General features: G+C 38.6%; 18 protein-coding genes. 5 read left to right on the forward strand and 13 right to left on the reverse strand.

Annotated features, from left to right (window positions below):
• Nucleotides 1–217 precede the first annotated feature (217 nt).
• Entirely contained in the window at nt 218–1,669 is a 1,452-nt protein-coding gene (locus tag BLV99_RS10375) for a SulP family inorganic anion transporter (protein WP_092690448.1), read from the forward strand.
• Nucleotides 1,670–2,171: 502 nt separating this feature from the next.
• Nucleotides 2,172–2,888: a tRNA (guanosine(46)-N7)-methyltransferase TrmB gene (gene trmB, locus BLV99_RS10380; protein WP_092690321.1), complete on the forward strand. Its 717-nt coding sequence runs from the start codon at nt 2,172–2,174 to the stop codon at nt 2,886–2,888.
• Between the two features lie 60 nt (nt 2,889–2,948).
• Here the strand turns inward: trmB and BLV99_RS10385 are convergent, their stop codons facing one another.
• From BLV99_RS10385 to BLV99_RS10415, 7 genes are all read right to left on the reverse strand, one after another.
• Nucleotides 2,949–3,623, reverse strand: coding sequence for a class I SAM-dependent methyltransferase (locus BLV99_RS10385; RefSeq protein ID WP_092690323.1), 675 nt, complete (start codon nt 3,621–3,623; stop codon nt 2,949–2,951).
• A gap of 85 nt (nt 3,624–3,708) precedes the next feature.
• Nucleotides 3,709–4,491 (reverse strand): Rossmann-like and DUF2520 domain-containing protein, encoded by a 783-nt coding sequence (locus tag BLV99_RS10390; protein WP_092690326.1) that lies wholly within the window; start codon nt 4,489–4,491, stop codon nt 3,709–3,711.
• A gap of 93 nt (nt 4,492–4,584) precedes the next feature.
• Nucleotides 4,585–5,616 (reverse strand): lysozyme inhibitor LprI family protein, encoded by a 1,032-nt coding sequence (locus tag BLV99_RS10395; RefSeq protein ID WP_092690451.1) that lies wholly within the window; start codon nt 5,614–5,616, stop codon nt 4,585–4,587.
• Between the two features lie 134 nt (nt 5,617–5,750).
• On the reverse strand, nt 5,751–7,235 hold the full coding sequence (locus tag BLV99_RS10400; protein ID WP_092690329.1) for an OmpA family protein: 1,485 nt from the start codon (nt 7,233–7,235) through the stop codon (nt 5,751–5,753).
• Nucleotides 7,236–7,398: 163 nt separating this feature from the next.
• Entirely contained in the window at nt 7,399–8,634 is a 1,236-nt protein-coding gene (locus tag BLV99_RS10405; RefSeq protein ID WP_092690332.1) for a dihydroorotase, read from the reverse strand.
• Nucleotides 8,635–8,643: 9 nt separating this feature from the next.
• Nucleotides 8,644–9,660, reverse strand: coding sequence for an aspartate carbamoyltransferase catalytic subunit (locus tag BLV99_RS10410; RefSeq protein ID WP_086165718.1), 1,017 nt, complete (start codon nt 9,658–9,660; stop codon nt 8,644–8,646).
• A 337-nt stretch (nt 9,661–9,997) separates the two neighbouring features.
• A complete protein-coding gene (locus tag BLV99_RS10415) occupies nt 9,998–10,357 on the reverse strand; it encodes a hypothetical protein (RefSeq protein ID WP_086184658.1) in 360 nt (119 codons plus the stop codon).
• 222 nt (nt 10,358–10,579) lie between these two features.
• On the opposite strand from BLV99_RS10415, the gene rlmKL reads away from it, so the two are divergent.
• Complete coding sequence (rlmKL, locus tag BLV99_RS10420) at nt 10,580–12,784, forward strand: bifunctional 23S rRNA (guanine(2069)-N(7))-methyltransferase RlmK/23S rRNA (guanine(2445)-N(2))-methyltransferase RlmL (RefSeq protein WP_074945280.1); 2,205 nt, start codon at nt 10,580–10,582, stop codon at nt 12,782–12,784.
• Between the two features lie 124 nt (nt 12,785–12,908).
• Here the strand turns inward: rlmKL and BLV99_RS10425 are convergent, their stop codons facing one another.
• The 3 genes from BLV99_RS10425 to BLV99_RS10435 all read right to left on the reverse strand — a co-directional run bounded on the left by BLV99_RS10425 (nt 12,909) and on the right by BLV99_RS10435 (nt 17,922).
• Complete coding sequence (locus BLV99_RS10425; protein WP_092690334.1) at nt 12,909–14,195, reverse strand: DUF945 family protein; 1,287 nt, start codon at nt 14,193–14,195, stop codon at nt 12,909–12,911.
• Between the two features lie 231 nt (nt 14,196–14,426).
• A complete protein-coding gene (gene clpB, locus BLV99_RS10430) occupies nt 14,427–17,009 on the reverse strand; it encodes an ATP-dependent chaperone ClpB (protein ID WP_092690337.1) in 2,583 nt (860 codons plus the stop codon).
• 490 nt (nt 17,010–17,499) lie between these two features.
• On the reverse strand, nt 17,500–17,922 hold the full coding sequence (locus BLV99_RS10435; protein WP_092690340.1) for an OsmC family protein: 423 nt from the start codon (nt 17,920–17,922) through the stop codon (nt 17,500–17,502).
• 147 nt (nt 17,923–18,069) lie between these two features.
• On the opposite strand from BLV99_RS10435, the gene crp reads away from it, so the two are divergent.
• A complete protein-coding gene (gene crp, locus BLV99_RS10440; RefSeq protein ID WP_086184662.1) occupies nt 18,070–18,777 on the forward strand; it encodes a cAMP-activated global transcriptional regulator CRP in 708 nt (235 codons plus the stop codon).
• Nucleotides 18,778–18,965: 188 nt separating this feature from the next.
• Nucleotides 18,966–20,015, forward strand: a complete 1,050-nt coding sequence (locus tag BLV99_RS10445) for an NADP(H)-dependent aldo-keto reductase (protein WP_092690342.1) — start codon at nt 18,966–18,968, stop codon at nt 20,013–20,015.
• 129 nt (nt 20,016–20,144) lie between these two features.
• Here BLV99_RS10445 and BLV99_RS10450 read toward each other — a convergent pair whose 3' ends face one another.
• The 3 genes from BLV99_RS10450 to BLV99_RS10460 all read right to left on the reverse strand — a co-directional run bounded on the left by BLV99_RS10450 (nt 20,145) and on the right by BLV99_RS10460 (nt 22,855).
• Nucleotides 20,145–20,921 carry a M48 family metallopeptidase gene (locus BLV99_RS10450; protein ID WP_086165725.1) on the reverse strand — a complete coding sequence of 259 codons (777 nt, stop codon included), beginning with the start codon at nt 20,919–20,921 and terminating at the stop codon, nt 20,145–20,147.
• A gap of 113 nt (nt 20,922–21,034) precedes the next feature.
• A complete protein-coding gene (locus tag BLV99_RS10455) occupies nt 21,035–21,343 on the reverse strand; it encodes a hypothetical protein (RefSeq protein ID WP_086165726.1) in 309 nt (102 codons plus the stop codon).
• Nucleotides 21,344–21,535: 192 nt separating this feature from the next.
• Nucleotides 21,536–22,855, reverse strand: coding sequence for an adenylosuccinate synthase (locus BLV99_RS10460; protein ID WP_092690345.1), 1,320 nt, complete (start codon nt 22,853–22,855; stop codon nt 21,536–21,538).
• Nucleotides 22,856–22,905 lie beyond the last annotated feature (50 nt).

Below are 22,905 nucleotides of genomic sequence, written 5' to 3' on the forward strand. Positions count from 1 at the left end.
TTGATCCTTGTTATCTAACTATTAACTGTTTTAAATCTCTTCTAACAAACTTTCAAGTGATCAATCCTATAAATTGCAAAAAAGCATCAATGAATAAAAAATATTTACCTTCTGAATATTGTCCAAAATTTCACTTTTTTCAAGTCAATCTAATGTGCTTTTTTTTATAAAGATGTTTTAACATACCCAGCTTTAAAGTTTGATGAAAATTAACGTTGTGATTAGCCTGAAAAAAGAAGAATGGTTTTCCAATATCCGTACCGATGTTTTAGCAGGTTTGGTGGTTGGCTTAGCGCTGATTCCTGAATCAATCGCTTTTTCAGCTATTGCAGGTGTCGATCCACAAGTTGGCTTATATGCTTCATTTTGTATAGCGGTCACCATTGCATTTTTTGGCGGCAGATCCGCCATGATTTCTGCTGCCACTGGTGCTATGGCGTTACTGATGATTACTCTTGTAAAAGATCATGGCCTGCAATATTTATTAGCGACCACAGTGCTTACAGGAATCATTCAGGTCATTGCTGGTTACTTTAAAGTCGCAAAGTTGATGCGCTTTATTTCTCAATCCGTCGTCTACGGCTTTGTGAATGCCCTTGCGATTTTGATTTTTGCTGCTCAACTTCCTGAACTGAATAAAATGGATAGCTTAGGCTATTTATTTGTCGGGCTAGGGTTGGCTGTCGTTTATTTATTTCCTTACATTCCTAAAATTGGCAAATTAATTCCCTCTCCACTAATTTGCATTATTGTTCTAAGTTTGGTTGCACTTTTTTTAGGTGCCGATATGCGTACAGTCAGTGATTTAGGTCACTTCCCAGATACCTTGCCTATTTTCTTGATTCCTGACATTCCACTAAACTTTGAAATGCTCAGTATTATCTTCCCTTACGCTGTGACTTTAGCGACTGTCGGTTTATTAGAAACCATGATGACCACGACTATTGTCAATGAAGCTACTGGAACTGAAGGTGATCGCCATCAAGAATGCCGCGGTCAGGGTTATGCCAATATTGTTAGTGGTTTTATGGGTGGTATGGCAGGCTGTGCCATGATTGGTCAATCAATTATTAATGTCTCGTCAGGTGCGCGTACTCGGTTATCCACCTTAACGGCTGGAGTATTTTTATTGTGTTTGGTGGTCTTTTTAAAAGATTGGCTGGCGTATATTCCTATGGCCGCTTTGGTTGCCATTATGATCATGGTGTCATTTACCACCTTTAACTGGGATTCTGTGCGCAACTTTAGTAAGCATCCCAAACAAAGTAATATCGTTATGCTTGCTGTGGTGATTGTCGTTTTAGCAACGCATAACCTTGCACTTGGCGTATTGCTTGGTGTATTACTTTCAGCGCTATTTTTAATCAATAAATTAGAGCGTGAAGTCAAAGTTCAATCTGAGCTGATCAACAATATTCGTTACTACAGTATTTCAGGGCAAATTTTCTTTAGCAGTTCAGATAAATTTTTTCAGTTTTTTGACTTTAAAGAAAATATAAGCAAGGTTGAAATTGATCTCACTCATGCACACATCTGGGATATTACCTCGGTTAATATGCTCAATAATGTGGTACAGAAATTTAAAGCGCAAAATATTGAAGTCAATATTATTGGTTTAAATGAAGCGAGCAGCACTTTAGTTGACCGTTATAGTTCCAATTCATTTTGAGCGATTTTAAAGCGTCTATTTAGGTAATGCCTGTCAGTTAAGAAATTGACTGGTATTTTATTTTTAAATTCATAATGTTATTCGATATACGGAAACGTCATCCGCAACTGTTCGAGGCAGAACTATTTTAAAAAAGTACTGTTTCTGCGATTTATTAATCAATAAAAGAGATTTGGCGAGTTTTGCGGTGAGGCACACTGTGCCGCAAGATGCCTTTCTTGCGAACTCAAAATATATTTTGAGGCTTCTCATTTGGGCTTATCCAAAGTAATAGATGAGCTCCAAGTATTTGATTTAAAAATATAAGACTCCGTCATGAATAACTGAAACTAAGGACTTTATTTCTAAAACCCTTAACTGACTAGCATTATCTATTTAGGCGCTTTTTTATATAGCACAACTTTATTCAGCAATTAAATTGAACTGAACCCAGTAAAAAATTTGACTTACACCCCTTAAGACTTAAAATACCGCATTCGAATTTTTTACATTTGCCAAAGTTATGTCGAACGATCAATTAGACCAGCAAGTCGTCGAACTGGACAACTTGAATGAACATCGCGAAATTGTTACTTTTATGCGTCGTTCATCTCCGCTGAATACCTCTCAACGTACTGCGCTTGAACAATATGGTCACTTCATTTTGGAATATCCTGTGGGCGATTTACGTCAGCACTTTGAACATCCAGAACGTCCTTTGACCGTTGAAATTGGTTTTGGTATGGGACGTTCGCTAGTGCTTATGGCAAAAGCGAATCCTGAACGCAACTATGTTGGTATTGAAGTTCATGTACCCGGTATCGCACAATGCGTTTATGAAGCAGGTATGGCGGGTTTAACCAACTTACGTTTACTTGATGCAGATGCCATTCAAGTGCTGCGTGAAATGCCAGACAATAGCATTAATGCGGTACAGCTTTATTTTCCAGATCCTTGGCAAAAGAAACGTCATTTCAAACGTCGTTTTGTATCGCATGATCGTATGCCATTGGTTGAACAAAAGTTGGAAATGGGCGGAACATTCCACTCTGCTACAGATTGGGAACCGTATGCTGAATGGATGTTAGAGGTATTGGATAATCGTCCAAATCTTGAAAACATGGCAGGTCAAGGCAATAGCTACCCACGCCCAGACTGGCGTCCACAAACCAAATTTGAACGTCGTGGTTTAGAGGAAGGTCATAAAATTAATGATTTTCTATTTAAGAAAATCAAGTAAATTTCAAATATAAGTTAAAAAATGGCTCATTCAAATATGAGCCATTTTTCATTCAAATACTTACACTTTCAGCGCCATAACCCCCTGATAAGATAAAACTTGTGTAAAACGCCGCACTGAAGCAAAACCCGCAGAACTTAATTGTTCAAAAGTTTCTTGTTCCGACAATGGGTAAAAGTCATCTGCCAAGCGATTTAACATTGCACTAGACTGCGCTGTACTTAAGCCATTTGCCTCACAAATATGCTGAAGCATGCCTCGCTCTTGATCGGTATTCATTGCGGTCAAATCAAAGCCAATAAACACACCCTGCTGCTTTAAGCGTGAAACAATTGCTTTAAAGAACTCTGGTTTATGCGCATAAGGAACAAAATGTGTAACAAGAATGGAAAGTGCTGCATCATAAATTGAATCTGTTTTTAACTGATCAACATCAGCCAATACAAACTCCACTCGATGCAGTGCATCTAATGGCTGAATATAGTGTTTGGCTTTATCCAACATGGTTGCTGATAAATCAGTGGCAGTAAAAGACCAATTCGGAAACAATTGCAATAAATAACCCAGTTCATAACCTGTACCACAACCAACAATCAGTACATGTGCATGTTCATTGACATAGGTTTTTAGCAACGCTTGAATCTGTTGATGCACCACTTCGTAGCCCGGAATAAGTTTACGAATATGTACATCATAACCATCAACCACGTGCTGACTGTTAAAATCCTTTGCCATTGCTTTATTCCCCCTTATCTATCGATTATTGAAATACTAATCTAAGAAAATCGTATTCTGATTTAAAATTAAGTCTGATTTAAAATTAAGATTGAGTCTCATGTGATTGTAAAATTTGCTCACTCATGAGGTGATATATTTTTTTTAAATCTTCACGTTGCGCCTTTTGCAACATCTGTTCATGCATCTTTAGAATATTTTGATCGCCTCGCATGGCTGGGCCAGTTTGCATCAATTTCGGATCACCCTGTAGGGCTTTATTGGCCGTTTCTAAAATCAGCGGATACAGTAAGGAGAAATCCACTTGCTGTTCATCCACAATTTGCTGCGCCATGTCATAACAATAATTGCTAAAATTACAAGCAAACACGGCGGCCAAGTGTAAGCTTAAACGTTGTGCTGAAGTGTATGAATAAACGCGTGTACTGAACTGATTGGCGAGTTCCGCTAATAACACCAAATCATCTTCAGACTTGGCTTCTACAAAAATAGGCGTATCCGACCATGGAATGTCCCGATCCAAACTAAAGGTTTGCAAAGGATAAAATACACCTGCCCGTGCATGGATATGTGCCAAGACCTCAATATCTGTACTGCCTGAAGTATGCACAATCAAAACATTGGGTAATTGCTGATGGACATTGCTAATAACCGAAGCAATCGCTTGATCACTCACCACAATAATGACCAAATCAATCTCGGGATTAAGTTCTTCGATATTCGCAGTTGCCGTTGCCTTCACGTTTATCGCTAAAGTTTGTGCAGTTGCTAAAGTTCGACTATAAATCTGAACGATTTGATGATGTTGGCTTAATTTATGAGCAAGATGATGCGCAACCCGCCCTGCACCAATAAAACTAATTCGCATATGCTTTCACACTTTATTGTTCAGCACAGCATGCCAATAAAAAAAGGACGAATCAATTCGTCCTTTTCATTAATAGCGTTTATATCGGGCAGTTTAGTTAAAAATGTTATTTAAATAAATTATACGTTCAGTGGTTTTCTGATTAAAACATTTGCTGTATTGCATCGCTTCATTTTGTTGACGCATTGCATCATCCCAATAATCAGATTTCTTTTGATAGATTTCTTTATCATTATCAGCGAGTTGATAGACATTCTTTTGTGCGATGACTTTACAATCCACATCACGTTTTTCAAACCAATCCGATTGATCTTGTTGCAACTGCTGTTTTTGTTCAACAGAGAATTGATCCCAAATCTGATTTAAGCGTTCAACCCCTTTAGTTTTGTCTGCATCTAATTCTTTTTGGCGAATATCCATTACTTTTTGTGCTAAAGCGACTTCGGCTGCATGTTCTTGTGAATACTTTTCTGAATATTCGCGGTTTTCACTATTTTGTTTGACATAGGATTCATATTCCACCGCTTTTACCGTTACAAAAACAATACCATCAATCACTGCATTTTGGTTTTCCGCGCTAATGGTTAAACCTTCTTTATCGGTCTTGGTAATATCATAACTATAAGCACCGCTCAGTTGATCATCACCGAGCGTTAAATTAGATTCACCACTTTCCAAATAATCACGCAAATTGAATGTCGATACACGTTCTTCGCCTTCACAATCTTCACAAGGTGCTTCTAAATAAGCATTTTCAGCACGTTTTTGTAAGCCTTTAGGCAATTGAACCACCAGATCACTGCTACAGGCTAAGTTTTTGGCTGTGCTTGGATCATCCGTAATTGTGGTGACATTCTTAATTTTAAACTTCACATTTTGCGTGATTTTCTTTAATAATTCTTGATCTGCTTCATAGTTTGAATGACGTAACTGTTTATCTAACTGTTTTAAATATTCAGCTTTAAGATATGCTTCAACTTGTCCAATATTTTTTGCATCAGTACAACTCCAATTTGAGGTCTCAACTTTTTCCTCAACGGGCGCACTCTTCTTATTTTTAAAATAGTCACAACCCGAAATTAAAGTTGTCGCGACAATTAGGCTGCAAAGTATTGTTTTATTCATCATTATGTTGTTAACCACATTATTTATAATTTTCGCTGCGTATTTAAGCAAAAAGTGATCCATTTAGCGAGAGTTCCAATAAAAAAATCTCCGCTTTTAGCCAGAGATTTTTTCTTCTTAAATTATCAAATAATTTACTGTTTTTTAATTCCTTGATCATTCACTTCACGCGTTACTCCAGTTTCAGTATTGAGCACTTCAAATTCAATACGGCGATTTTTAAACTGACCATTAGCTGTTGAATTATCCGCGATTGGTTGTTCTTGACCATAACCAACTGCTTGTAATTGTGCAGGATCAACACCCTGTTTCACTAAATAATCCACAACAGCTTGTGCACGTTTTTGGGATAAGGTCTTATTTGTTGCCGCATTGCCTACAGCATCGGTATGACCTTTAACGGTTAACTTCACTTGTGGCGCACGTTTCATCAAGGCCGCGGCTTGATCTAAAATCGATTTATTTGCTTCAGGGATATTGGCACGTGCTGTATCAAAATTAATAATTTGCATATTCAGTGCTGTTGCAATATCTAAGGCACGAATATGATCGGGGTTAATTTCCGCCAAAGCTTTTTCCGCATTGCTATTGCCTGTACTCATTACAGCATGACTGTCTACAGGTGGAGCGGTATTGTTGGCTGCTTGCGTCATCACGGTCATATTTTTAACCAGTGGTTGAATTTCAGCTGCCAGTTGTTGTGCATCTATAGGATTAGCACTCTGAATAGAAAGTTGATTTCCCATCCAAGTTAATGAGGCATTTGGCACACCTTTCACCAGTTTTAATACGCTTGGAATAGCATCTTGATCAATAAATTCTGTATGATAATTGGCATTGGACTCTGCACCACAACCCATGTTGTGATTAAAAACTTGTTTGATTTCCTGTTGCAGAATATTGATATAATTCGCATTACCAGAATATAGCTGACAGGTTGTTAAACCTCCTGATGCGCCAGTACTGAGCTGTAATTTAGCGGGTTCATTGCTAATTGTTTGTGTAGCCAGACCTCCTACTGGTTCAGTTTCTTTTTTACCCGAACACGCCCTAAAAATTAACGCCAGTAACACCGCTAAAATAATAAAAGCAATCAAGGGTAATAAAAAAGCTGATTTCTTTTTTTCCTCAATATTTTGAGAAGATGCAACTTCAGGAGCTTGGTGCAAAGCTTGCCCAGATACAGCACCACCCCCTAAAGCAGTTAAAAGTGCCGTAGCCCAATATGGTAAGGCATTCGACACAGCTGACCAGTGTGTTTCAATAAGATGTACCATCGCACTTGGCTCAGCCGACCCCGCTTCAATTTCTAACACACCAAGCACTAATGCAATTGAGCGATTTAAGGTAGATTCCATAGCCCCTGTGGGAACAGTACCTGAAATTTGTTCTAAAAATTGATGTTTTAAAGCAGGATTATTTGTAAAAATATCGGTTAATCTTGGATTTAATTGATTTTGTAAACGTCCAATAAGCTCTGGCTGAGATTTAAAGATTGATAATAGGATTGGGAAAAAACTAGTTAATGCCTGACTCTTTTCACTAAGATATTCCGTTTCACCCTCAAGGACAATCGCAGATACTTTTTTCTTAAGCAAGTCAATCAAATTAATATTCATCCATTATTCCTTTTATTCTCGTTTTATCATGCTTATTTTTAGTTTATCTGTTCGTTTTTTAGGCAATGTAAATAATTGTATTGTTTAAAATACAATGGTTTTTCAACAATAAAAAAGCCAGCCGAAGCTGACTTTTATAACGTTTAGAAAAATGTGAAATCAATTAAGCCGCAAAAGTTTGAATGACCTTACCCACAACTTTCTGATTAATAAGTGGTGTGTTTTTACCCTGTGAAAGAATTGAATCTTTAGCGACCAACCATTCGAGTTTAGGGTCAACCAAAGCCCAACCAGACTCTTCCACCCAACGATCAACCATATTGGCCACTTTTGCTGGAGCCAGTGTGACTTTTTCCACCCACTCTAAAGGCTCAAACAAACCTTCATTAACCAGCTGAACACCAAAAGCAACATAAGTATCAAAAGCGGTCAAACCTGGCTCGGTTTCAGCAAATGGCGCTAATTTTGCAGAACTACTCAGTGGTTCATGGTGGGTACAAATTGCATCAATCACACCCTCTTTCACGCCTTGACGTAATAGCTGTTTATCTTTTTCAGCACGTAATGGCGGGCGTACATGTGCCAACGAGTTAAAACCATCGGTTAAACTTTCGGTTAAATGCAGTTGATGCATTGCAACATCAGCAGTGACAGGCAAGCCTTTAGCTTTGGCAATTTTAATGAGTTCAACAGAAGCCCCGCAGGACAACAAACCAAAATGGGCACGAACTTTAGTGGCTTCAATCATCAACAGGTACTTTGCAATTGCCACTGTTTCGGCCAAAGCTGGAATCATCGGTAAACCTTGGCGTGAAGCAACAAAGCCTTCATGTACACAACCATCTTTGGCAATTTGATGTTCTTCTGCATAAAACACAACGGTCATACCTAAACCAGCTGCATATTCAAGCGTACGAAGTACAACATCATCATCCGCAAAGGGAGCATTCGCATTAGATACCGCTGTACAGCCCCCTTTTTTCAAACCGGCCATATTTGCAGGTTGTTTGCCTTGTAAACCTTGAGTCTGTGCCCCAATGACTTTTAAGTAAATTCCACCATCTAACATGGCTTTTTCCACTAATCCGTGAATCAATGCGCCATTGTCTTGTACGATTGGTTTGGAATCTGGTGGTGTAAAGATATGTAGAATACCGTTTTTACGTGCTGCATGACCTTCAGACTTTAACGTACCATGCTGTTGCTGACCGGGTTCACGCATACGTGCACACAAATCAACCATGGTTGGCATTAACCATTTGCCTTGCCCATCAATAATTTCGCTCACATGGTCCGTTGCTGCAACGCGTTTACCCTGTTCTAAATAGACTGTTTCTACGCTATCCGTTTGCTTGACTGGATCGAGGACACGGACATTTTCAATTTTTACAATACTCATGGCTTTACCTTATCCCGCAATTGCTTCAATTAAACCTTTTTCCTGCAACTGACCTTGCATAGACAAGGCAAGCACTGCCATACGTACAGCAATACCATTGGTCACTTGATGCAAAATAACCGCTTGTGGACCGTCGGCAATACTGGAATCAATTTCTACACCACGGTTCATTGGCCCCGGATGCATCACGATACAATCTGGTTTTGCCATTGCTAGACGTTCTTTATTCAAGCCATACATTTTATAAAATTCGGCTTGCGACGCGAGTGCAGGTGAATCAATACGCTCATTTTGAATACGTAAAGTAATAATCACATCGCAGTCTTTGATGCCTTCTTCCATGTTATTAAATAGACGAATCTCTTCACCGTATTCATCAAAAGCGTATGGAAGTAACGTATTGGGTGCAATAACGCGAATGTCTTTACAGCCCAAAGTTTGCAATGCCACCACATCTGAACGTGCCACACGTGAATGTTTAATATCACCAATAATCGCAACACTTAAAGCTTCGAATGGCTTTTTCGTTTCACGGCGAATCGTCAACATATCTAACATGGCTTGAGTTGGATGCGCATGACGACCATCACCCGCGTTAATAATCGCAACATGTGGCGAAACCGTTTGTGCAATAAAATGTGCTGCACCTGAAGATGAATGACGCACCACGAAAATATCCGCTGCCATTGCTTCAAGGTTCCACAGCGTATCACGTAGCGTTTCACCCTTCGATGTACTTGAGCGCGCAATATCAATATTCAAAACATTTGCCGACAAACGCTTTGCTGCTGCTTCAAAAGTAGTACGTGTACGTGTTGAGTTTTCAAAAAATAGGTTCATGACTGTACGACCTTCCAAGAGTGGAGTCGTAATCAGTTGATTTTGTTCATTGAAAAAAGAATTAGCGGTATCAAGAATTTTTGTCAGGGTTTCTTTGGAAAGACCTTCAATGGTCAAGAAATGTTTAAGATTACCCTGTTGATTGAGTTGAATCTGGCTCGGAGTATGCAATGCTGCCAAGTGCATGAGAGATTCCCTTGCGGTTAAGTTGAACTATTATACAGATATTATTCTGCATAATCCGAGACCAATGCGCACGATCAAGCAATTTTTAGTCAATTTAAATTTTTGATCTGGCTTCTCTTATTCACGAAAACACGTCCAACACCGCGCAAATAAAACGCCTATGCGGTATCAACCCCATCAAAACATTAAAAATTTTCAAGCTGAGTATTTATAGCTCTCTTTTATGTCATTCTGTTCTAACTATGTAAAAGGATTAATGTTAATTAAACAATCACCACTTCTCCCACGTATAAAAAAACAGGCTCTAAATGAATACGATGATTTAGAGCCATATTTATCAGCGCAATGCACCAATATAATGATGTGAAACTTGCGCTCTATAAATTTCGTCTTCTGTAACCTCAACTTCATTTTGCACCATTTCAACAACCACTTTCTTTTCTGGCTGAATGACTGCAATCTCAGGTTCACGTTCAGCAAGAATTAAAGCATCTAAACGTGCAGCATGTCGGTCTAATTCGGCATCATTTTCCGCCTGCGCCAATCCAACAACATATTGGGCATAATCCTTATTATGCACCAAATACATGACATCAATTACCCGCCCAGCCACACGTCTCAATCGCGCATAAATAAGTGTTGCAACTGAAAATGCATCGCCATTTTCCTTAAAACCTTTATAAACTGAATCCGTCATGAATGCCCCCATCAAATCAATTTTAAACTACGCTTTCAGCCCAAACACCTGACTGATCACTAATCCATATATTCTTCAGCAAAATACATACCAAATATGAACGCTTAAGAGATAAAAAGTCGATATTTTTCCATTAGACTCAGGCTTTACCATAATTTAAAAACTTTTACGCCCTAAAATACGTTAAAATATTAGATTGCTTAGCTGCTTTTGGAAATTTGCATGAATTCGAAACTACGTCTTTCTACATATTGGGTTACCTGTGCAGATGGACTTGAAACCTTACTCCAAGAAGAATTGGAAGGTTTAGGTGTTCAAAATATTGAACGCTTTCCAGGACGTTTAGTTTTCCAAGGCACGCTAGAAAATGCATACCGTATTTGTATTTGGTCGCGTTTAGCATCTCGTGTACTGACGCCTATTCATACCCATGAATTGGACTTCACGCATGATGCACGTGATGTGGCAGAAGAGCTATATGAAGGTGCAATGAACTTTGACTGGTCTCTCATTTTTGCACCACAAAGTACCTTTGCCATTCGTTTGCACGTAGAACGCGACATTAAAGTAAATAGTCAATTTGCAACCTTACGTGTAAAAGATGGTGTGGTCGACTCCTTTATGGAAGCCGTCGGCAAACGCCCAAGTGTTGACATTAAACAACCAGAAATTACTTTATATGTGCTTGCGGGTAAAACTCAACACACTTATTGCTTAGATTTATCAGGTGATTCCTTACATAAACGTGGCTATCGTCACTTTATGACCGATGCGCCAATTAAAGAAAACCTTGCAGCAGCAATTCTGCAAAAAGCCAAATTACTCCAATGTAATCCAGACATTATTTTAGACCCAATGTGTGGTTCAGGCACATTCATCATTGAAGCACTCATGATGTTGACTGATCGCGCACCTGGTTTAGTACGTCGCTTTGGTTTCAATGGTTGGAATGGTCATAACCATGATTTATGGATGTCGATCAAAGCAGAAGCCACTGAACGTCACCAAGCTGCATTAGAAAAACCATTACCTCAATTCTATGCTTATGATGCTGACTGGGAAGCGGTGAAAGCGACCAAGCAAAATATTATTGCCGCAGGTTTTGAGTCATTACTTGATCACATCAAAATTGAAGAACGCACTCTGGCTGACTGGCCTGATTTTGCAGCAATGGGTAAAAAAGCATTTATTGTGACTAACCCGCCTTATGGTGAGCGTTTAGGTGAAAAAGCTTCAAATCGTGCTTTATACCTAGGTCTATCTGCCCTATTGCAAAAACACTTTCCAAATCAAACAGCAGCCGTTATTGCCTCTCAAATTGAGCAAGCTGACGTTTTAGCGTTTAATGATCCGCAAACTTTACGTTTAATGAATGGTAAATTGCCAATTTACATTCGCTCAGGTCAAATTAAACCCGCTACAGCAACTCAACCTTTCCTTGCTGTTTGGCAGCCACAACAATTTGAAAAGATTGAAGGTGCTGAAGACTTTACCAATCGTTTGCAAAAAAATATGCAGGCATTGAAAAAGTGGGCAGTCAAAGAAAATATCTATTGCTTACGTTTATATGATGCCGATCTGCCCGACTTTAATGTTGCAGTAGATTTATATGGCGATCGTTTACACGTCCAAGAATATGCACCACCAAAAACAATTGATCCTGAAAAAGCAAAAAAACGTTTTAATTTAGCGCTTGCTTCTATTCGTGCAGTAACAGGTTTGGGTCGTGATGCGATCTTTATTAAAACTCGTGCACGTCAGGAAGGTAAAACACAGTACGAAAAACAAAGTACTGCATCTAAGCGTTTTATTGTGCAAGAAGGCAAAGCAAAATTCTTAATCAACTTAACTGATTATTTAGATACAGGTTTGTTCCTTGACCACCGTCAAATGCGTTTACGTATTGCTGCTGAAGCAAAAGGCAAACACTTCTTAAACCTGTATAGCTACACCTCTACTGCCAGCGTTCATGCTGCTTTAGGTGGCGCTGCAAGTACCACAAGTGTCGATTTATCGAATACTTATTTGAACTGGTCTAAAGAAAACTTTGTACTGAATGGCTTAACTGTCGATCATGCTGACCAACAACATCAGTTTTTCTCGAGCGACTGTTTTGAATGGTTAAAAGAAGGTCATGAACAATATGACCTGATCTTCATTGATCCACCAACCTTCTCTAACTCGAAAAAGTTCCACGGTACTTTTGACGTGCAACGTGACCATTTGTCATTACTCAAACGCGCAATGAACCGCTTAACCACAGAAGGTACATTATACTTTTCAAACAACTATCGTGGTTTTGAAATGGATGATGAAATTTTGGCCTTCTTTGATGTTGAAGAAATTACCAACGAAACCATTGGTACTGACTTCAAACGCAATACCAAAATTCACCGCGCATGGAAAATTACACATCCAAAAAGCTAATGCACTGGAGATGAAATACGACCTCGCATTTCATCTCTGCTAAGATTTGCCTTGGAAAGTTTTCAAGCATAAAAAATGGGACGTAATTCGTCCCATTTTTTATGCCCTACCTAATCACACAGCATTATTCAGTCAGGAACTTTTTCTGCCCATATTTGTATTCAACTGACATTTTCAAAATATCACCTTCGCGTTTCACCTGCCCTGACTGCTGCATAGTAGACAACATATTTTCGACATTTTGATCAGACATGGCAACTCCGCCTTTTTGCATATAATTATTCATCACACTAGAGAGCATATTTTTATCAAACTGAACATCTGCTTTGTATTCAATTAAACTTGGCATCATTTTTACAAAACCCATCATGGTCGATTGATGACTCGGCATAATACGCCCCGTCATGCCAGCTTGAGCAACGCCTCCTCCCATAGCAAACTGATTATCTTTTGATTCAAAACGAAAGCCCTCATTGATCACAGCCAACAAAGCAGGTTCTATATCTGTCACCAGTTTTTCTTGGGCCAAACAACTTTTGTCACCGTTTTTCAAGATATCAAAAAAACTCTGTAATTTTTGTCGATTCAAATCAAGCATATTAAAATTAAACTGCACTTTCTGCATTGCAGGCACAAAAGGCATTTTCATTTCATCAAGCCGCAGCAACATTTCAGTATTTAAAACCCGATCCGTCAACTCACTTTCAGTCTCTATACTAAAATTCTTCAGTTCAGCATTGGTTGGTTTATTGATATCTCGATCTGACATTTTCAACAAATCCATCTGAATTTTGGTTTTCCCCGCCTCTAGATACTCACCATTTAGTCCCTGGTTGGTTTCTAGCTTTAACCCAACCATTTGGAAATTTGTGTTTTTATCTGTTACGGTCAAATTCGGAATTTCAAGTTGTAAATCCAGTATCTTTAATTGTTGGTCTATCGGTTTTGCACGGAATTTTAATTTTATCGGATCTAATCTAGACTGTATTTGGGCTTCATTTCGTGTAATGACTGGCGTCGTCAACGTGCTATTCATGTTTCCTAACCAATTGACTGTCGTTTGGACTTTAAGCGGTTCCTTCAACAACGACTGAAGTGCTCCCGGTGCTTGAATAATTTTAATATCTGAATAAATAACGTATCCATTCCAACTACGTTTAATATTATCCTGACCACTAAATTGAAGCACTTCTTTCGGTTTACATGGATCAAGTACTAATTCAGCGCTCCAGTTGGCACTGCCTTTTAAAGCTCCCATGTTAAAAGCTTGATACTGTAAACTTAAATTATTTGACTGCTTGCTGCCCTGCTGATAATAAGTTTTCAAACTTTTATCCGCATAAAGATTCCCTCCTACTGCAACCACAGCAAGCGTAAGTACACTTCCAATACCCCACTTTAATTTAGTCATTTTTTCCATCTCAAGCTGTTTATTTTTTATTAAAATAAATTATAAAGAGAATCCTAAAATAAAGATAATTATTTTGCAAATAAAGCACTTAGATGATATTTTCATCACAAAAATGTGAAAACTTACGTCACATTTTGACTTTAAAATGTCATTTTTAACATTTCTATTCCTCAATAAAAAACCTAGCCGAAGCTAGGTTTTTTATTTTGCGATTGAAAACGAGTTAAACTTTTAACTCAATTTCATTTTCTCAAACTCAAGATGACCATGTTCACCTTTAATCAAAATCGTATCGCCTGGAAGAAACTCACCACTTAATATTTTTTGTGCCAACGAGTTTTCGACTTGTTGTTGAATTGCACGTTTCAGTGGTCGAGCACCATAGATAGGGTCAAAACCAGCATCTATTAATTGATCAAAAGCACTATCCTCTACAGAAAGACTCATGTCTTTTTCGCTTAAGCGTGAGCGTAAACGATCCAACTGAATATCTGCAATGCCTCGAATTTGTTCTTTTTTCAATGAATGGAAAACCACCAATTCATCAATACGGTTAATGAATTCTGGACGGAAATGTTGCGATACTGCATTCATCACCACCGTACGAACTTCATCCTCCGTAGCACCTCCACCTAACTCACGCACATCTTGTGAACCTAAGTTTGAGGTCAACACGATGACTGTATTTTTAAAATCAACGACACGCCCCTGAGAGTCCGTTAAACGACCATCATCAAGCACCTGTAATAAGATGTTAAACACGTCAGGATGTGCTTTTTCCACTTCATCAAACAACACTACACTATAAGGTTTACGTCGCACAGCTTCAGTTAAGATACCGCCTTCTTCATATCCAACATAGCCTGGAGGTGCACCAACCAAGCGACTCACAGAATGCTTCTCCATGAACTCACTCATATCGACACGAACCATAGCATCGTCACTATCAAACAAGAAATTTGCTAAAGCTTTGGTCAATTCAGTTTTACCGACACCTGTTGGCCCAAGGAATAAGAATGAACCACTAGGTCGATTCGGATCAGATAAGCCTGCACGTGAACGACGAACTGCATTCGATACAGCAACAACCGCTTCATCTTGTCCAACCACACGGTTATGTAAAAAATCTTCCATATGAAGAAGTTTTTCACGTTCACCCTGCAACATTTTTGTCACAGGAATACCCGTTGCAGCACTGACCACTTCTGCAATTTCATTCTCAGTCACTTTGGTACGAATTAATTTCGGCTCTTCACTGCTTTCTTCAGCCACTTCTTCCGCTGCAAGGCGTTTTTGCAATTCAGGAATTACGCCGTATTGCAAACGGCTTGCTTCAGCCAAATCACCTTCACGCTGTGCTTTTTCAAAAGCAGTTCGAGCTTTATCTAACTCAACTTGCGCTTGATTCGTCCCTTCAACTAAGGTTTTTTCAGCACGCCACACTTCTTCTAAATTGTTATATTCGCGTTGAACTTCTTCAATTTGCTTTTCCAAATATTCAACTTCAACTTTACTGACTGAGTCTGCATCTTGTTTTACCGCTTCCAATTGCATTTTCAACTGGATAAGACGTCGGTCTAAACGGTCAAGTGGCTCAGGTTTCGAGTCAATTTCCATTTTAATCCGCGATGCAGCTTCATCAATTAAATCAATGGCTTTATCTGGCAATTGACGGTCTGTAATATAACGATGTGACATTTTCGCCGCAGCAATAATCGCAGAATCGAGAATCTGCACACCATGATGTGTTGCGTACTTCTCTTTTAAACCACGTAAAATTGCAATGGTGTCTTCTACACTCGGTTCATCGACCAAAACTTTTTGGAAACGACGTTCCAATGCTGCATCTTTTTCAATGAACTGACGATATTCATCCAAAGTGGTTGCACCCACACAGCGAAGCTCACCACGCGCCAATGCAGGTTTTAACATATTCCCTGCGTCCATCGCGCCATCACCCTTACCAGCACCGACAAGCGTATGTAACTCATCAATAAATAAGATGATCTCGCCATCATATTTAGCAAGGTCTTTTAGAACGGCTTTTAAACGTTCTTCAAACTCACCACGATATTTCGCACCTGCCAATAACGACCCTAAGTCCAAAGATAAAACACGTTTACCTTTTAAGCCTTCAGGCACTTCACCATTGACAATACGTTGTGCTAAGCCTTCTACAATCGCAGTTTTACCCACCCCTGGTTCACCAATAAGTACAGGGTTATTTTTAGTACGACGTGATAAAACTTGAATCGTTCGACGAATTTCTTCATCTCGCCCAATGACTGGATCAAGCTTACCAGACATGGCACGCTCAGTTAAATCAACCGTATATTTATTCAGAGAATCACGTTGATCTTCGTGGTTATTTGCCATAACTTTGTCACCACCTCGTATATTTTCAATTGCTTTACGCAGCTTATCTGTCGTCACACCTACACTATTGAGTAGTGTTTTCGTTGCACCTGTTTCAGCGAGCGCCAAAATCACCCAATCCGTAGATAAAAATTCATCTCCCGCTTTTTGTGCAAAACTATCTGCTAAATTCAATGCACGTACAGCTTCTGGATTTAAATTGATATCGCCTGTTGGGTTTGCAATCGTTGCAGCATTATTTAATGCCTGCTGCAACTTGGTTTGAAGGTCTCTTAAATTTGCACCTGCCTGTTGTAACAAGCTGATATTAGATGATTCTTCCAACAGTGCAGATAGAATGTGAATACCTTCAATAGCGGTGTTATCTTTACCCATAGCTAAAGATTGGGCATCTGATAAGGCTTGCTGCAAGCGATTTGTAAATTTTTCAAAACGCATTCTTATTTTCCTCACAACAAATTTTGTACTTGGATAATAGATGGGAATGGTTTGATATTTTTCAACAATTTTATTAAAAAATATTTTTAATTTTCAATAATTAAAGTCATTAAGACAAAAAATATAACTCAGTTATAATATGGGTATATATTGCACATTTTTCAAGTTCAATTTGATATCTTATGTATCAAATTCTATTCAAAATATATTATCTGACTCATTTTGAACAACCACATTAAACACGCTGCATTTATGCTTGATGATTTAAAATTTATATATCAGGTTTATTTGAGCAATCAGAATATTAATGCAGTTTAAAATAAGCAATTTGATGAATATAAAACAACCAGTGAACAAGGCTCCTTAACATTGTTTTTAAAGTTTTGAATTGAACTGAACCTATTTTATCAATTTATTGTAAATATTTAACTTAAAAAGGATACAACTTATAAAATGGCAACTCACGTATGAATTACCATCCTTTTTTTCATTACTCAGCTTCAATAATTTCAAAATCGTGAGTAATTTCAACACCACCATCTGACAACATTTTACTTGCTGAACAGTATTTTTCAGCAGAAAGTTCAACTGCTTTAGCCACCTGTTTTTCTTTTACCGCTTTACCCGTTACCACAAAATGTAAATGGATTTTGGTAAATACGGCAGGAATACTATCAGCACGATCCGCTTTCAACTGACATATGACCCCTGTCACATCTTGGCGTGATTTCTTTAAAATAGTCACAATATCAAAGGAAGCACACCCACCAAGTCCCATTAATATAAGTTCCATAGGACGTGGACCACGGTTTTCACCACCGTATGCCTCAGCCCCATCCATGACAATTTGATGACCACTCTCTGATTTGGCTTCAAAAGCAACATTCTCTAGCCAATGAACACTTGTTTGCATTGCAACTACCTGAAAAAAGCTATAAATTTACGACGTACCTGTACACTAACATAAATTGAGTTGATACGGAATTTCATCTCTTCTATGTGACAAGTTCATTTTAGGTCTTGTGCGATCTATTACTTATCCATATTCGGAACCGTTAGCATGACTGCAAACTTTTCACAACTTAGCACTGATGCGCTTTCTCCTGGCCAGCTACCAGAGTCAGTAAAAGCATTATTAAAACGTGCATATATTAACCGCTACCCAAAACGCACTGCAATTATCGACGCAGGCACTGAATCAAAATCTCTTTATTTGATTTTAAAAGGTTCAGTCTCCATTATTTTACGCGAAGATGATGAACGCGAAATTGTAGTTGCGTATTTGAATGCCGGTGACTTTTTTGGGGAAATGGGTTTATTTGAAGCAAATCCACAACGTACTGCAGAAGTTCGTACACGTGACGTATGTGAAATTGCTGAAATTACCTATGAAAATTTTCATGAATTAAGCAAACAATATCCAGATCTTAGCTATGCTGTATTTGCTCAATTGGTGCGCCGATTAAAAAATACCACACGTAAAGTCACAGACCTTGCATTTATAGATGTATCTGGTCGTATTGCACGTTGTTTAATTGACCTTTCTTCACAACCTGAAGCCATGATTCTTCCAAATGGTCGCCAGATCCGTATTACTCGTCAAGAAATTGGCCGTATTGTTGGTTGTTCTCGCGAAATGGTTGGACGCGTTTTAAAAACGCTTGAAGAACAAGGCATGATCGAAACAGATGGTAAAGCCATTCTTATTTTTGATGTTACACCTGAAGAAACTGATGTTTCTTTAGATAAGGATGATGACGAAGAATAAGCTTTTTATCTTTGCCAATTCAATAAAAAAGCAAATCTTATGATTTGCTTTTTTATGCTTTAATTTTTTATTCTTTTGTCACATTTATGACAACTTTAAAATTATTCATGATTTAACTCTTATGACTAAATCAGGTAGTCTTGTACACGATTTAAAACTCCATGATAAAAATTAAAGGATAAACCTCGATGCAACTTAAACCTTTAGCCAATACAGGAATATTGGTTCCTGAAATTTGTTTAGGAACCATGACTTTTGGTGAGCAAAATACCCAAGCAGAGGCCTTCCAACAACTTGAATATGCTTTAGATCAAGGTTTGTTCTTTTGGGATACCGCTGAAATGTATCCAGTACCTCCCAAACCTGAAACTCAAGGTGCTACTGAAACTATATTGGGCAATTGGATTGCTCAACGTGGCAATCGAGATCAATTATTTATTGCCTCAAAAATAGCAGGGCCATCACAAGGCGGCAGCCAGATCCGTGATGGACAAACACGCTTTACAGCAGCAGAAATCACTTCTGCCATTGATGACTCCCTACAACGCCTGCAAAGCGATTATATCGACCTCTATCAACTGCATTGGCCACAACGCCCAACCAACTTCTTTGGTAAACTCGGTTATGGCAACAGTGAAGCACAGCAAAATAGCGAAATTACAGCTTTAGAAGAAACCCTAACCGCTTTAAGTGATGAAATTAAAAAAGGACGCATTCGTTATATTGGACTGTCCAATGAAACACCATGGGGAACCATGAAATTTTTAAACTTGGCAGAAAAATTAGGTTTAGAAAAGTTTGTCAGTGTGCAAAACCCCTACAACCTATTAAACCGTACCTATGAAATTGGTATGTCAGAAATTGCTCATTATGAAAATGTAGGATTACTGGCCTATTCCCCTTTAGCTTTTGGTTATTTGACAGGTAAACTCCGTCATGGCGCACGTCCCGCCAATGCTCGTGTCACACTATTCTCTCGTTTTAGCCGCTATAGCAATCCAGAAAGTGAATGGGCAACTGAACAGTATGCTCAACTTGCAGAGCAACATGGTTTAACCCTCACTCAGCTTGCACTGGCATTTATCAAGCAACAGTTCTTTGTGACCAGCACTATTATTGGTGCAACAAATTTAGATCAACTCAAAGAAAACATCCAAGCTTTTGACATTGATTTATCTGTAGACATTTTACAAGGCATTGAAGATATCCATCGTCAACAACCTAATCCTGCACCATAGATATTTCTCAGTTACCTGTTAAGGTGAAGCACTGCTTCACCTGTCACAAATAATTTATGATGTTCAAAATCAAAAAAAATCATATAAAAAAGGATGCCTATCGCATCCTTTTTTGAACCTAACTATTTATTAACGTTTGTTATAAATTGCTTGCGCAGTAGGCAAATTTTTACGCATTGCTTCAATACGTTGGCTATTTGAAGGGTGAGTAGACAAGAATGATGAACCACCTGCACCATCTAGTTTATTCATTTTTTCCCAAAGGGTAATTGCTGCTTGCGGGTTATAACCTGCACGCGCCATAAGAAGTAATCCACCTTGGTCGGCACGACTTTCGAGACTACGTGAATAAGGCAATCCTATCCCGACTTGACTCCCTAACTGCGCTGCTGCTGTACCCAATTGTCCAACGTTATTTCCTGCTGCACTTAAACCAATATTTAAAGCTAAATCAGTTAAGGCTTGAGCACCAATTTTATTTTTAGAATGTTCCTCTAAAGCATGTACCATTTCATGCCCCATCACTGCCGCAATTTCTGCATCAGTCAGGTTTAGCTTATTGACAATGCCTGTATAGAACACAACTTTACCACCAGGTGCGACATAAGCATTCACCTGATCAGATTTCAAAACTGCCAGTTGCCAACTAAACTTCTGACCCGTTTGGTTAACTTGATCTGCATACGGCTTTAAACGCAAAAATACAGCATTAATACGTTTATACGTCGCAGATGAAGTATCTAAGGTTTTATTTGCACTTGCTTCTTGAACTGTTTTATTAAAGCCTTGTGCCGCAGCTACATTTAATGTGGATGAATCCGCCCCTGCCATTTCCGCAACAGTGGTACAACCCGAAATAGTAATCACACTTGCTGCACACAAACTCAAAATAAACTTGCTGTTCATTATAATAATCTCCACCTTAAAAATAGATATCTGTTTTAAGGCGATTATATGGAATTGTGGATCAGCTTTAAATTATTATTCAATCCACATTCATATCATTTATGTAACCGTGCTTATTTAAGAAACTGAAAACTAAGCCAATAAATAAGACATAAAGCATTCAGAACCAAATACACTTGGCAAAGGGGTTTGATTTTTTGCTCAAGTTGATCATTTTTTCGTTTAAAAAATAAAAATGCATTTTGAATTAAAATTAATGGCACCAAAATACACGCAATAATGACACTTAAACCAATAAATACCCCATAGACAATATTAGGATCTTGGGTCTGTGCTTGAATAATCAGCATCGCAATGGTCGGTGCTCCACCCATTGCAAAAAGTAAGGAATAAAAAATCGTTCCTGAAATATTTTTATGCATCCGCACAACCCGCTATTTATCTTATGTTTTGTATTTTAGCAACTGCCAATGATTTAAACAGTATTCTCTGATGCAACTTTAGTCTTGCAAAATTTTCATCAATATATCCACTTATCATCTTGTTAAAAAAGTGAATATAAAAAAGCCTCACATATTGCGAGGCTTTTTTTACCATCTTTCTATGCGCTTAAATTAAGCATTAAAAGGATGACGTAATACAATGGTTTCTTCACGGTCTGGACCAGTTGAAACGATGTCGATTGGACATTCAATTAACTGCTCAATGCGTTTTACATAAGCAATTGCATTTGCTGGCAATTGTTCCATGCTTTTTGCACCAAAAGTCGACTCAGACCAACCTGGCATTGTTTCATAGATTGGTTTTAAAGTTTCAAATGCAAGTGCATCAGAAGAACCAACACAACCAGAATCAGCAGCTTCGTAACCGATACAGATTTTCACTTCTTCTAAACCGTCAAGAACGTCAAGTTTAGTTAAGCAAATACCAGAAAGTGAGTTTACATCTACAGAGCGACGTAGAATTTCTGCATCAAACCAACCACAACGGCGTTGACGACCCGTAGATGCACCAAATTCAGAACCTTTAGTTCCAAGGTGTTTACCAATTGCATCACCTACGTCATTTGCAGCATCATAAACCAACTCTGTTGGGAAAGGACCTGCGCCTACACGTGTTGTATATGCTTTAGTAATACCAAGCACATAGTCAAGGTGCAATGGACCTAAACCTGAACCTGAGCTTACGCCACCCGCTGTTGTGTTTGAAGATGTTACATATGGGTATGTACCATGATCGACATCAAGAAGTGAACCTTGAGCACCTTCAAACATGATGTTTTCACCGTTTTTACGGTAGTTATGCAATTCAGTTGTTACATCCACAACAAGTGGAGCTACAACTTCACGCCATTGATCACAAAGCGCAAGTACATCTTCAAGATTAACCGCTTCTACACCGTAGAATTGAGTTAATTGGAAGTTATGGTATTCAAGTAGCTCTTCAAGTTGAGCTTTAAGATGTTCACCACCACGCACTAAGTCTGCAACACGAATTGCACGACGTGCAACTTTATCTTCATACGCTGGGCCAATACCACGACCAGTCGTACCAATTTTCGCATTACCACGTTTTTTCTCACGTGCTTGGTCAAGTGCAATATGGTTCGGAAGAATTAAAGGACAGTTTGGAGAGATACGTAAACGTTCTTTAACAGGCACGCCTTCTTTTTCAAGAATGTCCATTTCTTCGATTAATGCAGCAGGTGAAAGTACAACACCATTACCAATTAAGCAAAGTACGTTTTCACGTAAAATACCAGATGGAATGAGGTGTAATACAGTTTTCTTACCACCAACCACGAGTGTATGACCAGCGTTGTGTCCGCCTTGGTAACGAACTACCGCAGCCGCTTGATCTGTGAGCAGGTCGACAATCTTACCTTTACCTTCGTCGCCCCATTGGGTACCGAGTACCACAACATTTTTGCCCATAATAGCCTCATTGCATCATGCTGTTAAAATTGAAAACTCAAATTAGTCAC

Source organism: Acinetobacter kyonggiensis (assembly GCF_900107285.1).
Lineage (GTDB): Bacteria > Pseudomonadota > Gammaproteobacteria > Pseudomonadales > Moraxellaceae > Acinetobacter > Acinetobacter kyonggiensis.

Bases quoted from the DNA above. Each gene is read 5' to 3' on its own strand.
- trmB (WP_092690321.1), top strand. From the start codon at position 2,172: ATGTCGAACGATCAATTAGACCAGCAAGTCGTCGAACTGGACAACTTG.
- BLV99_RS10385 (WP_092690323.1), bottom strand. From the start codon at position 3,623: ATGGCAAAGGATTTTAACAGTCAGCACGTGGTTGATGGTTATGATGTA.
- BLV99_RS10390 (WP_092690326.1), bottom strand. From the start codon at position 4,491: ATGCGAATTAGTTTTATTGGTGCAGGGCGGGTTGCGCATCATCTTGCT.
- BLV99_RS10395 (WP_092690451.1), bottom strand. From the start codon at position 5,616: ATGAATAAAACAATACTTTGCAGCCTAATTGTCGCGACAACTTTAATT.
- BLV99_RS10400 (WP_092690329.1), bottom strand. From the start codon at position 7,235: ATGAATATTAATTTGATTGACTTGCTTAAGAAAAAAGTATCTGCGATT.
- BLV99_RS10405 (WP_092690332.1), bottom strand. From the start codon at position 8,634: ATGAGTATTGTAAAAATTGAAAATGTCCGTGTCCTCGATCCAGTCAAG.
- BLV99_RS10410 (WP_086165718.1), bottom strand. From the start codon at position 9,660: ATGCACTTGGCAGCATTGCATACTCCGAGCCAGATTCAACTCAATCAA.
- BLV99_RS10415 (WP_086184658.1), bottom strand. From the start codon at position 10,357: ATGACGGATTCAGTTTATAAAGGTTTTAAGGAAAATGGCGATGCATTT.
- rlmKL (WP_074945280.1), top strand. From the start codon at position 10,580: ATGAATTCGAAACTACGTCTTTCTACATATTGGGTTACCTGTGCAGAT.
- BLV99_RS10425 (WP_092690334.1), bottom strand. From the start codon at position 14,195: ATGACTAAATTAAAGTGGGGTATTGGAAGTGTACTTACGCTTGCTGTG.
- clpB (WP_092690337.1), bottom strand. From the start codon at position 17,009: ATGCGTTTTGAAAAATTTACAAATCGCTTGCAGCAAGCCTTATCAGAT.
- BLV99_RS10435 (WP_092690340.1), bottom strand. From the start codon at position 17,922: ATGCAAACAAGTGTTCATTGGCTAGAGAATGTTGCTTTTGAAGCCAAA.
- crp (WP_086184662.1), top strand. From the start codon at position 18,070: ATGACTGCAAACTTTTCACAACTTAGCACTGATGCGCTTTCTCCTGGC.
- BLV99_RS10445 (WP_092690342.1), top strand. From the start codon at position 18,966: ATGCAACTTAAACCTTTAGCCAATACAGGAATATTGGTTCCTGAAATT.
- BLV99_RS10450 (WP_086165725.1), bottom strand. From the start codon at position 20,921: ATGAACAGCAAGTTTATTTTGAGTTTGTGTGCAGCAAGTGTGATTACT.
- BLV99_RS10455 (WP_086165726.1), bottom strand. From the start codon at position 21,343: ATGCATAAAAATATTTCAGGAACGATTTTTTATTCCTTACTTTTTGCA.
- BLV99_RS10460 (WP_092690345.1), bottom strand. From the start codon at position 22,855: ATGGGCAAAAATGTTGTGGTACTCGGTACCCAATGGGGCGACGAAGGT.